Consider the following 12,066-nt stretch of genomic DNA (forward strand, 5'->3'; position numbering starts at 1 on the left):
TGTTTACAGCAAACGTTGGTACAAGTCGCGGTAGGAATGCGCCGCTACCTGCCAGCTAAAATCCATGCCCATTGCCTGACGCTGAACAAACCGCCACAGCGAAGGGCGAGACCACAACACGAAGGCACGCCGAATCGCTCTTAGCAGCGACCAGGCATTACTGTCTTCAAACACGAATCCACTGGCGATACCGTCAGCCAGGTTTTCCAGCGAGCTGTCAGATACGGTGTCTGCAAGCCCACCCGTACGCCGCACCAGCGGCAAAGTCCCGTACTTCAAACCATACAATTGCGTTAAACCACAAGGCTCAAAACGGCTCGGCACCAGAATCACATCTGCGCCCCCCATAATGCGGTGCGAGAACGCTTCGTGATAACCGATTTGAACCCCAACTTGCCCAGGGTGCTCAGCTGCCGCCGCCAGGAAACCTTCCTGCATGACGGTATCACCCGCGCCCAGCAACGCCAGTTGCCCGCCTTGCTCGAGCAATCCCGGCAACGCTTCAAGCACCAAATCCAAACCTTTCTGGCTGGTCAAACGGCTCACTACCGCAAACAGCGGCGCTTTGTCGTTAACCTTCAGCCCCATCGCCACCTGCAACTGACGCTTGTTCTCGGCTTTTTCTTCCAGCGTATCGCGGGTGTAACGCGAAGCCAGAAGCAAGTCATGAGCCGGGTCCCAAATTTTTTCGTCCACGCCGTTAAGAATGCCGGACAGCCGTCCCTCGCGGTGGCGCTGGCGCAACAGCCCTTCCATGCCGTAGGCAAATTGCGGCTCGGTTATCTCACGGGCATACGTCGGGCTGACCGCCGTAATATGATCAGCATAGTAAAGGCCAGCTTTCAAGTACGAAATTTGACCGTTAAACTCCAGGCCGTTCATGTTGTAGAACGACCATGGCAGGTCAATTTCATTCATATGATGGGCGTAAAACAGCCCCTGGTAAGCCAGGTTGTGAACGGTAAATACCGACTTTGCCGGGCGACCACGGGCCTCGAGATACGCTGGTACCAGGCCCGCATGCCAGTCATGTGCATGCACAATATCCGGGTGCCAGAAGGGATCCAGACCACAAGCCATCTCAGCGCCGACCCATCCGAGCAACGCAAAACGGTGCACGTTATCGGTGTAAGCGAACTGATTAGTATCGTGATACGGGCTGCCTGGGCGTTCGTATAAATGTGGAGCGTCAATCAGGTAAATCCCCACGCCGTTGAAGTGGCCATATAACAAAGTCATATGACCCGCGAAGGTGTCACGATGTGCGACAACCTGCGCATCAACAATGCCACGACGGATATCCGGGAATGCAGGCAGCAGGACTCTCGTCTCAACACCTCCTGCAATTTGTGCCGCCGGTAGAGCACCAAGCACATCTGCCAGACCACCCGTTTTTAGCAGTGGAAACATTTCAGAACATACATGTAAGACCTGCATTATCGCTCCCGTATGGAAAGTCGTGGCGTAAAAAATCAAACGCCAAACGATAAAATTACAACGCGCAGCCCCTGCTGCGCGGAGGTCAATCCTAACCTGGCAATTTGGCCAGCATTTCCCGTGTCACCAGCACAATACCTTCTTCGGAACGGTAGAAACGGCGTGCATCTTCCTCAGCGTTTTCCCCCACTACCATGCCTTCAGGAATGACGCAGGCGCGGTCGATAATGCAACGGCGTAAACGGCAGGAGCGCCCGACAATGACATCTGGCAGCAATACTGAAGAGTCAATGTTGCAAAACGAATTGACGCGCACTCGCGGGAACAACACCGACTGAACCACCACCGAACCGGAAATAATGCAGCCGCCAGAAACCAACGAGTTCAGCGTCATGCCGTGACTGCCCGAGCGGTCTTGCACAAATTTCGCCGGAGGCAACGGTTCCATATGAGTACGGATCGGCCATTCCTGGTCGTACATATCCAGTTCCGGCGTTACCGATGCGAGGTCGAGGTTGGCCTTCCAGTAGGCTTCCAGCGTCCCGACATCGCGCCAGTATGGCTCGGCATCAGGGTCAGACTGCACGCAAGAAAGCGGGAATGGATGAGCGAAGGCCGAACCGGATTTCATGACGTACGGAATGATATCTTTCCCGAAGTCATGGCTTGAGTTTTCGTCTTTGTCGTCCGCTTCCAGTAGTTCGTAGAGATAATCTGCATCGAAAACGTAGATCCCCATGCTGGCGAGCGCTTTGCTATCATCGCCTGGCATCGACGGCGGGTTGGCCGGCTTTTCCACGAATTCGATAATTTTCTCTTCGCTATCCACCGCCATCACGCCAAAGGCCGAAGCTTCGTGCAGCGGCACTGGCATACATGCCACCGTACAACGCGCCCCTTTCTCCACGTGGTCAATCAACATGCGTGAATAATCTTGCTTGTAGATGTGATCGCCCGCGAGGATAACCACATACTCCGCTTTGTAGCGGCGAATAATGTCGAGGTTTTGCGTCACCGCATCCGCCGTACCGCGATACCAGTTTTCACCGTGTACCCGCTGCTGCGCCGGGAGCAAATCGACAAATTCGTTCATCTCCTCACTGAAAAACGACCAGCCACGCTGAATATGCTGCACCAGCGTATGTGACTGATATTGGGTGATAACGCCGATGCGGCGAATACCCGAGTTAATGCAGTTCGACAGCGCGAAATCAATGATTCGGAACTTGCCACCAAAGTGAACGGCAGGCTTGGCGCGTGTAGAGGTTAAATCTTTCAATCGGGTACCGCGCCCACCAGCCAGAATCAGGGCGACAGATTTATTTGGCAGTTGTCTTGCCAACATCAGAGGATCGTTCTTATCAAGCCTAACCATGACTGACTCCTTTTTTTATGACTTCTGGAATACGCAGACTCCGTGCGCCGGACCATGCCATACAGCCATCACCACCGGGTTGTCTTCGCCGGCAAACGGAGGAATGGCGCGCCATTCCCCTTCGGGTAATACGATGTCGGCCACTTCTTCGGTAGCGTTAATCGTAATAAGCCAACGTTCTGAAAGCTGGATTTGCAGGCGATGAACGCCGTTTTCCCACTCGTCAGCACTCAGAGGCTGAGCCTCTTTATTCCACCAGCGAACATTGCCATCACCGTCCTCCCACCAGACATTCTGGGTTAGCGCCGGAATCGTCTTGCGTAGATGAATCAATGCCGCGGTAAATGTGGTTAAGCCATCGTTACAATGCTCCCAGTCAAGCCATGTCAGTTGGTTATCCTGGCAGTAAGCGTTGTTATTACCGTGCTGGCTGTGACCATGTTCGTCACCGGCCAAAAGCATCGGCGTGCCCTGGGAAAGCAGTAACAATGTCAGCAAGGCGTGAACACTGTCGCGCCGCCGTTCTTTGATATACAACGAGGCTTCCAGCCCTTCGAAGCCGTAATTGTTACTGTAGTTATTGTTGGTGCCATCACGGTTATCTTCACCGTTTGCTTCATTGTGTTTTTGATTGAAGCTGACACAGTCACGCAGCGTGAAACCATCATGCGCCGTGATTAAATTGATGCTGGTTGAAGGCTTACGCTCGCCTCGACGATACACATCGCTCGAACCGGCAAAGCGGCACGCGAATCCTCCTAACGATAGATCTTGTCGCAGCCAGAAACGCCGCATGCCATCACGAAAATGGTCATTCCATTCCGCAAATAACGGCGGATAGTTGCCGACCTGATAACCGCCTGGGCCAATATCCCAGGGTTCAGCAATCAGTTTTATTTGCGACAATACCGGATCGTTTTTGATGGCTTCAAATAGCGGTGCATCCTGGCGAAACTCCGGCGTGCGCCCCATGATCGACGCCAAATCAAAACGGAAGCCGTCAACATGCAGGCTATCAACCCAGTAGCGCAGGCAATCCACAACCTGGGCGACCACGCCTGGCGTACTCAAATTCAGCGTATTACCGCAACCCGTCCAGTTCTGGTAATCGCCATTCTCCATTAACCAATAATAGCTACGGTTATCGATTCCGCTTAGTGAGAGGGTCGGGCCATCGCGATCCAGTTCCGCGCTGTGGTTGAGCACAATGTCGAGAATCACCTCGATACCCGCGCTGTGTAACGCTTTAATCGCGCCACGTAACTCATTGGCGGCACTGAGCGGATCGTGATTCACCGCGTAATAACCTTCGACGGCATAGATAGAGCGCGGGTTGTAGCCCCAGTAGTTGCTCAGTCCGAGGTGTGAAACGCGCGGCTCGCTAACAAAATGCGCCACCGGCAACAGCTCCAGCGCCGTAATCCCCAGGCGTTTGAAGTAGTTAATCATCACCGGATGGCCAAGTGCGGCGTAAGTTCCGCGCAGTTCTTCGGGAATGCCTGGGTGAAGCAGCGTCAGGCCACGAACATGAGCTTCGTAAATAACGGTATCGCCCCACGCAGTGCGCGGATATTCATCGTCTTCCCAGTCAAACTTATCCTGCACCACCACGCATTTCGCCATATGCGGGGCACTGTCTTCCAGATTCGGTTCGTCATAACCGCCATGCAAATGGGGATGATGCTCAACTCCACCCACCACCACGCGGGCGCAAGGGTCGAGCAGCAATTTTGCCGGATTAAAAAGGTGGCCGTTGTGCGGTTCCCACGGCCCATGCACGCGGTAGCCGTACTTCAAACCGGGTTTGGCGTTAGGCAAATAGCCGTGCCAGATATCTCCGGTTCGCACTGGCAAATCATAGCGTTGCTCGTGACCGTGTTCGTCGAACACGCACAGTTCGACTTTATGAGCATTTGCGGAAAACAGGGTGAAGTTCACCCCTTTTCCATCATAAAACGAGCCGTAAGGCGCGGAGTTTCCGGCAGTGAGTTGTGTCATTCAGCCTCCCTTACCAACCAGATAGTCGAAAGCGGCGGCAGTGTCAGACTCAGGGAGTGCTCGCGACCGTGGCTTGGGATCTCATCGCTGTGCACCGCGCCACTGTTCCCGGCGTTACTGCCGTGATAGTGCATCGAATCCGTGTTCAGCTCTTCGCGCCAACGCCCCGGCTGGTTAATGCCAAAGCGATAGTTGTAACGCGGCACCGGGGTAAAGTTACTGGCAACAATGATTTCATTGCCCTTCGAATCCCGGCGCACAAAGATAAACACCGAATTCACGTTGTCTTCGACCACCAGCCATTCAAAGCCGTAGCTGTCGAAATCCAGCTCATGCATTGCAGCGTGATGGCGATAAGTGTGGTTTAAATCGCGGACCAGGCGTTTCACACCGTGGTGCCAGTTGTCGCCGCCTTCCAGCAAATGCCAGTCGAGGCTACTGTCGTGGTTCCACTCGCGGCCCTGGGCGAATTCATTGCCCATAAACAGCAGTTTCTTGCCAGGGAAAGCCCACATCCAGCCGTAGTACGCACGCAAGTTGGCAAACTTCTGCCACGCGTCACCCGGCATACGGTCGAGAATGGATTTTTTGCCGTGGACCACTTCGTCATGCGACAACGGCAACACGAAGTTTTCAGTGCTGTTGTACAGCATGCCGAAGGTCATTTTGTTGTGATGATACTGGCGATGCACCGGGTCGAGTTTCATATAGTCGAGGGTGTCGTGCATCCAGCCGAGGTTCCATTTAAACCAGAAACCTAAGCCGCCCATTGAAGCCGGGCGCGACACGCCTGCAAAGTCGGTGGATTCTTCCGCCATCGTCACCGCTCCCGGCGTTTGCTCGCCGATAATACGGTTGGTATTACGCAGGAATTCGATAGCTTCGAGGTTTTCGCGCCCGCCTTTATCGTTAGGTATCCACTCACCGGGCTGGCGGCTGTAGTCGCGATAAATCATTGATGCCACCGCATCAACGCGCAGACCGTCAATACCGAAACGCTCAATCCAGTACAGCCCGTTACCGACCAGATAGTTGCTGACTTCACGCCGTCCATAGTTATAAATCAGCGTGTTCCAGTCCTGGTGATAACCCTCACGCGGGTCGCCGTGTTCATAAAGCGAGGTGCCATCGAATTTCGCAAGGCCAGCGTCGTCCGTTGGGAAATGCCCTGGAACCCAGTCCAGCAGCACATTCAGGCCCGCAGCATGTGCGGCATTAATGAAATAGCGGAAGTCGTCACGCGTGCCGAAACGGCGCGTCGGCGCATACATCCCTTGTGGCTGGTAGCCCCAACTGCCGTCGAACGGATGTTCGTTAATCGGCAGCAGTTCGAGGTGCGTAAAGCCCATCTCTTTCACGTATGGCACCAGTTGGTCTGCCAGTTCGCGATAACTCAGCCAGAAATTATTGTCGGTATGACGACGCCAGGAACCGAGATGCACTTCGTAAATTGAGATCGGCTGGTCAAAGCCGTTGGCGCGTTGCCGCGCTGGGCTCAGCGTGGTTTTTTCTGGCAGGCCACAAATCAGCGACGCCGTTTCCGGGCGCATTTGCGACTCAAACGCATACGGGTCAGCCTTTAGGCGCAGATGCCCGTCGGTGTCGATAAGCTCGAATTTATATAACTGCCCAGGGTGAGCACCTGGAATAAAGAGTTCCCAGATCCCGCTTTCACGGCGCAAACGCATCGGGTGGCGACGGCCATCCCAATAGTTGAATTGACCCACAACCGAGACGCGGCGCGCGTTGGGTGCCCATACGGAAAAGCGCGTGCCGGTGACGCCATCCATGGTGTCGGCGTGTGCACCGAGCGTTTCGTAAGGGCGTAAATGGGTACCTTCGGACAACAGCCAGCTATCCATTTCCTGAATTAGCGGCCCAAAGCGATAGGGATCATCAATGAGATTTTCATGGCCATGCCAGACGACAGCCAGTTGGTAACGAAAAGGATTTTTACGCCGGGGAATAACCCCGCAAAAGAAACCACGAGAATCAATACACTCTAATTTACCGACCTTCCCACCGGTTTTAGGATCGATAACCCAGACTTCTGTGGCGTTGGGTAACAGGGCGCGTACTTCCAGCCCGGCTTCTGTTTTATGCATTCCCAGCAGAGAAAAAGGATCAGCAAAATGACCCGCAATTAGCGCATTTATCACGTCTTTTTCTGGATGAACAGACATGGCATTCGTCCTGTTTTTTGTCATTCATTGACCCTAACGGACGGCAATAACATTGTTTTCCTGCAAGCCGTTCCGCCCAACTAATTTTCATGGCGGTTTAACGCCCTGAATAAAGCATAGCCAACGCTCTGTTTTGCTCCCGAAAATTAATGAACTAAAGTCATACGCTTCATGTATACCCAAATAATTCACGTTATGGGGTGACGGAGTGCAACCAACACATCCATAACGTGAAGTATGAAGGATATATGACGTGATAAAAAAAGGGGCTGCAATGCCCCTTTGGTGAGTAAGTGTAATTATGCGAGCAAGCGCAACATTCTACGTAACGGTTCCGCCGCACCCCACAAAAGCTGGTCGCCGACGGTGAAGGCAGAAAGATACTCCGGCCCCATGTTCAGCTTACGCAAACGCCCGACAGGTGTGGTTAATGTGCCGGTGACTGCCGCAGGCGTCAGTTCACGCATAGTGATATCGCGGTCGTTTGGCACCACTTTCACCCAATCGTTATGGGCGGCCAGCATCGCTTCGATAGTTGGCAGAGAGACATCTTTTTTCAGTTTGAGGGTGAACGCCTGGCTGTGGCAGCGCAGTGCGCCAACACGGACACACAGGCCATCAACAGGAATGACGGTGCCGGTGTTCAGAATCTTGTTGGTTTCAGCCTGGCCTTTCCACTCTTCGCGCGTCTGGCCGTTATCAAGCTGCTTGTCGATCCATGGGATCAGGCTGCCAGCCAGTGGCACGCCAAAGTTATCCGTTGGCAGGCTGCCGCTACGGGCGAGATCCGTCACTTTACGTTCGATGTTCAGGATGGCCGAAGCCGGGTCCGCCAGCTCGCTGGCAACATGGCTATGCAGTTGGCCCATTTGAGTCAGCAGTTCACGCATATGACGCGCACCGCCACCGGATGCCGCCTGGTAAGTCGCCACAGAAACCCAGTCAACCAGGTCGTTCGCGAACAGGCCGCCAAGGGACATCAGCATCAGGCTAACGGTGCAGTTACCGCCCACAAAGGTTTTCACGCCGTTGTTCAGACCTTCCTGAATAACGTGCTGGTTTACCGGGTCGAGGATGATAATCGCATCATCTTTCATACGCAGAGAAGAAGCCGCATCAATCCAGTAACCTTGCCAGCCGCTTTCACGAAGCTTTGGATAGATTTCGTTGGTATAATCGCCGCCCTGGCAGGTAATGATGATGTCCAGTGCCTTCAGCGCTTCCAGGTCATATGCGTCCTGCAACGTGCCGTTGTTCTGGCCGGCAAAAGACGGAGCCGCGAGGCCGAGCTGAGAAGTGGAGAAGAAAACCGGACGAATGGCGTCAAAATCGCGTTCTTCAACCATGCGTTGCATGAGAACGGAACCGACCATACCGCGCCAACCGATAAAACCAACATTTTTCATAGCGACTAATCCTGCAGAGGTGTTTGCGTTGTGCACATTAATTGAGATTACTGCCCACATTACAAAATGCTGCCAAAGTCGCAAGTGAAATTAATCAATGATATGCGCGCTATTAGAAATACAACTTATCAATGAACACGTTATTTATTAGAGAACACTATTCATGACCGAAATCATTTCTGCGGCAGTACTGTTAATCCTGATTATGGACCCGTTGGGAAACCTGCCGATTTTTATGTCAGTGCTCAAGCATACCGAGCCGAAGCGCCGCCGGGCCATCATGATCCGCGAGCTGCTTATTGCGCTGATCATCATGCTGATATTCCTGTTTGCCGGGGAAAAAATTCTCGCGTTTCTTAACCTTCGCACAGAAAGCGTGTCGATTTCCGGCGGGATAATTTTGTTTCTGATTGCGATTAAAATGATCTTCCCAAGTCACGAAGGGAACGCCTCTGGCCTGCCTGCGGGTGAAGAGCCATTTATTGTGCCGCTGGCTATTCCGCTGGTTGCCGGGCCGACGCTGCTGGCAACGTTAATGCTGTTATCGCACCAGTATCCGAATCAAATGGGCCATTTAGTGATAGCGCTATTGCTGGCCTGGGGCGGCACCGTGGCGATTTTGCTGCAATCGTCGCTGTTCTTGCGCCTGCTGGGCGAGAAAGGCGTGAACGCACTGGAACGCTTGATGGGACTGGTGCTGGTCATGCTGGCGACGCAGATGTTCCTGGATGGGCTGCGGGTGTGGATGAAGGGTTAAATAAAAAAACGATGGATGTCGCTTGCGCTAATCCACCCTACAACTGCTCTTCGTAGGTCGGATTAGCGTTAGCGACATCCGACACATTCACTAAAGCTCGATAACCAATCCCGCCTCGTGCGAATCCGGTGTAATCACCACACCCTGCTCACCCGCAGCACTCTTACCTTGCTTCACCCCTTTCACGTTACCGATATTGCGCAGACACAGCGTCCAGTCTTTTGCCTGACCATCGCACTGCACCGCCAGCGTATTGCCTTCACGACGCACTTTCAGCGTGAAGATAACCGAACCGTCTGCTGCCGGGACTTCGCAAAGCGCCTCGCGCCCATCGTCGAGATTAAACAGCTGGAAGCCGGTGCCTTCATGCCACGCGTAATCCGGTTTCTGGTCGTTATTGCCCAGCGCTAGCAGCGTATTGTCACGCACGTACACCGGCAGACTCTGGAAATCATGCTTCTCTTTATGCCAGCGGCTACCTTGCGCTTGCTGGTTGTTGAGCAAATGCGTCCAGCGCCCTTCTGGTAGATAGAACTGCACGTCGCCCGCCTCCGAGAACACCGGCGCAACCATCACGGAATCGCCCAGCATGTACTGGCGGTCGAGATAATCGCAGCCCGGATCGTCCGGGAACTCCAGCATCATGGCGCGCATCATCGGCGTACCGAACTCTGCGGCCTGCGCCGCCTGACGGTACAGATACGGCATCATGCGTGATTTCAGCTGCGTGAAGTGGCGCACCACGTCGCAGGCTTCATCGTCATACGCCCATGGCACACGATAGGATTTGCTACCATGCAGGCGGCTGTGGCTGGAAAGCAGCCCGAACGCGCACCAGCGTTTATACACATGCGCCGGAGCGGTATTTTCGAAGCCGCCAATATCGTGGCTCCAGAACCCAAAGCCGGACATGCCGAGTGACAGGCCGCCGCGCAGGCTTTCCGCCATTGATTCGTAGTTGGCGTAGCAGTCTCCACCCCAGTGAACCGGGAATTGTTGTGCGCCAACGGAGGCTGAACGGGCAAACAGCACCGCTTCTTCGTCGCCCAGTTCTTGCTTGAGCACGTTCCACACCAGCTCGTTATAGATGAACGCGTAATGGTTGTGCATTTTCTGCGGGTCGGAACCATCGTGCCACACCACATCCGTTGGAATGCGCTCGCCGAAGTCAGTTTTGAAGCAATCCACACCCATGCGCACCAGGCGTTTCAGATGCCCTGCATACCATTCGCACGCCGCCGGATTAGTAAAATCGACAATCGCCTGGCCTGGCTGCCATTTATCCCACTGCCACACCGCGCCGTTCGGGCGTTTGAGCAGATAGCCTTTTTCCATTCCTTCGCGGAACAGCGGGGATTTCTGGCCGATATACGGGTTAATCCACACGCAGATTTTCAGGCCACGCGCTTTCAGGCGTTTCAACATGCCTTCCGGGTCCGGGAACGTCACCGGGTCCCACTCAAAATCGCACCACTGGAAGGCTTTCATCCAGAAGCAGTCGAAATGGAACACGTGCAGCGGCAAATTGCGTTCGGCCATGCCGTCGATAAAGCTGTTAACCGTCGCTTCGTCGTAGTTGGTGGTAAAGGAAGTGGTGAGCCACAGGCCAAACGACCACGCTGGCGGCAACGCCGGGCGGCCAGTGAAGCGAGTGTAACGGTCGAGAACCGCTTTCGGCGTTGGGCCGTCAATCACGAAATATTCGAGATATTCGCCTTCGACGCTGAACTGCACTTTGGAGACTTTCTCGGAACCCACTTCAAAGGAGACACATTCCGGGTGGTTCACCAGCACGCCGTAGCCACGGTTAGTGAGGTAGAACGGAATATTTTTGTAGGATTGCTCGGTACTGGTGCCGCCATCACGGTTCCAGGTCTCCACCGTCTGACCATTTTTCACCAGCGCGGTAAAACGCTCGCCCAGGCCGTAAACCGTTTCGCCAACGCCCAAATCCAGGCGCTCGAACATGTGCGTATTACCGCTGTTCGCATCCTGCACATAACCGTTGTTCTTCACTGCACTACCGGTGATGCGCACGCCGTCACGCAGGAAATCCAGCGCCCATTCAGTGCCTTTGGTTACGCGCACCGCCAGGTTGCCGCTTTTCAGCTCGGCAAATTCAGCGGTGTTTTGCATGGTCACTTTCACATCGTGCAATACGTTAAGCGGATAATGCGGGCCGTTATTCACCGCGCCCTGGAAATGCTCGATGCGCACACCAACAATCCCTTCCTGCGGGGAGAAAAAGCGCAGCGTAAACAGAGGTGTATCAAGCTGATTCCCCCGCTCGCGCACATCCTTCATGCCCGCGTACACCACCATCTCGTTGCCCTGTTGTTCAACATCAAACACTTGCACTGGGTGGATAAGCGCTAAACCCGGCTGAATCAGCCAATTGCCGTCACTAATTTTCATTATGCCGTCCTTTTGAATACTGAATTTTTGGAAACGGTGTGCCAGTGGGTCTGGTGATCACCTTTAAAAGCGAGTGTAAAAAATTCGATAGTTCAGGTTTTAAAGCATCGGGAGGCGGGCCGGAATTCCAATTTCTGGTTATCAGATTACGTTTCTTGATAAGTGTGAGCAGAGTCGCTCAATAGAGGGGTTCAAAAGTGCTAAACGCGTGGATTTCGTACGGTTTAATTGATCCGGCTAATAGTTTTCAGGAAATCATTGTGGAAAGGGCAAAGCATTGTTTGGTAAGCGGGAGAAACCAGGTATACTGCGCACCGCCTCCATGTAGCAATCGAGGCTAGGAAGATCGTCGTCTCCGGTGAGGCGGCTGGACTTCAAATCCAGTTGGTGCCGCCAGCGGTGCCGGGCAGGTTCAACTCCTGTGATCTTCCGCCACTCATTGTCCGAGACCTTCCGATAAAATATTTTAAAATCAGTAAATTCATCAAGTTACAT

At 53.8% G+C, this 12,066-nt stretch carries 7 protein-coding genes and 1 tRNA gene; 2 read left to right on the forward strand and 6 right to left on the reverse strand.

From position 1 onward, the window contains the following. Positions 1-3 precede the first annotated feature (3 nt). The 5 genes from glgA to asd all read right to left on the reverse strand — a co-directional run bounded on the left by glgA (position 4) and on the right by asd (position 8,399). Positions 4-1,437: a glycogen synthase GlgA gene (glgA, locus tag M2371_RS14255; RefSeq protein ID WP_034499218.1), complete on the reverse strand. Its 1,434-nt coding sequence runs from the start codon at positions 1,435-1,437 to the stop codon at positions 4-6. 91 nt (positions 1,438-1,528) lie between these two features. After that, the gene (glgC, locus tag M2371_RS14260; RefSeq protein WP_034499220.1) at positions 1,529-2,812 is read right to left on the reverse strand and encodes a glucose-1-phosphate adenylyltransferase; all 1,284 of its coding nucleotides are present in this window, start codon (positions 2,810-2,812) and stop codon (positions 1,529-1,531) included. Between the two features lie 15 nt (positions 2,813-2,827). Then, positions 2,828-4,810, reverse strand: coding sequence for a glycogen debranching protein GlgX (glgX, locus tag M2371_RS14265; RefSeq protein ID WP_259267994.1), 1,983 nt, complete (start codon positions 4,808-4,810; stop codon positions 2,828-2,830). After that, positions 4,807-6,993: a 1,4-alpha-glucan branching enzyme gene (gene glgB / locus M2371_RS14270; protein ID WP_172893017.1), complete on the reverse strand. Its 2,187-nt coding sequence runs from the start codon at positions 6,991-6,993 to the stop codon at positions 4,807-4,809. The genes glgX and glgB overlap by 4 nt, the downstream gene beginning before the upstream one ends. 299 nt (positions 6,994-7,292) lie before the next feature. Continuing rightward, positions 7,293-8,399: an aspartate-semialdehyde dehydrogenase gene (gene asd / locus M2371_RS14275; RefSeq protein WP_172893016.1), complete on the reverse strand. Its 1,107-nt coding sequence runs from the start codon at positions 8,397-8,399 to the stop codon at positions 7,293-7,295. A 163-nt stretch (positions 8,400-8,562) separates the two neighbouring features. On the opposite strand from asd, the gene M2371_RS14280 reads away from it, so the two are divergent. Continuing rightward, positions 8,563-9,156, forward strand: coding sequence for a YhgN family NAAT transporter (locus M2371_RS14280; RefSeq protein ID WP_034499233.1), 594 nt, complete (start codon positions 8,563-8,565; stop codon positions 9,154-9,156). 90 nt (positions 9,157-9,246) lie between these two features. Here M2371_RS14280 and yicI read toward each other — a convergent pair whose 3' ends face one another. After that, positions 9,247-11,571, reverse strand: a complete 2,325-nt coding sequence (yicI, locus tag M2371_RS14285) for an alpha-xylosidase (protein ID WP_259267995.1) — start codon at positions 11,569-11,571, stop codon at positions 9,247-9,249. A gap of 340 nt (positions 11,572-11,911) precedes the next feature. On the opposite strand from yicI, the gene M2371_RS14290 reads away from it, so the two are divergent. Further along, positions 11,912-12,006, forward strand: a tRNA-Sec gene (locus M2371_RS14290). Positions 12,007-12,066 lie beyond the last annotated feature (60 nt).

This window comes from Buttiauxella sp. BIGb0471 (assembly GCF_024807715.1).
Taxonomy (GTDB): domain Bacteria; phylum Pseudomonadota; class Gammaproteobacteria; order Enterobacterales; family Enterobacteriaceae; genus Buttiauxella; species Buttiauxella agrestis.

Excerpts from the sequence above, each read along its gene's own strand:
- glgB (WP_172893017.1), bottom strand. The coding sequence starts at position 6,993 with ATGTCTGTTCATCCAGAAAAAGACGTGATAAATGCGCTAATTGCGGGT.
- glgA (WP_034499218.1), bottom strand. The coding sequence starts at position 1,437 with ATGCAGGTCTTACATGTATGTTCTGAAATGTTTCCACTGCTAAAAACG.
- glgC (WP_034499220.1), bottom strand. The coding sequence starts at position 2,812 with ATGGTTAGGCTTGATAAGAACGATCCTCTGATGTTGGCAAGACAACTG.
- M2371_RS14280 (WP_034499233.1), top strand. The coding sequence starts at position 8,563 with ATGACCGAAATCATTTCTGCGGCAGTACTGTTAATCCTGATTATGGAC.
- glgX (WP_259267994.1), bottom strand. The coding sequence starts at position 4,810 with ATGACACAACTCACTGCCGGAAACTCCGCGCCTTACGGCTCGTTTTAT.
- asd (WP_172893016.1), bottom strand. The coding sequence starts at position 8,399 with ATGAAAAATGTTGGTTTTATCGGTTGGCGCGGTATGGTCGGTTCCGTT.
- yicI (WP_259267995.1), bottom strand. The coding sequence starts at position 11,571 with ATGAAAATTAGTGACGGCAATTGGCTGATTCAGCCGGGTTTAGCGCTT.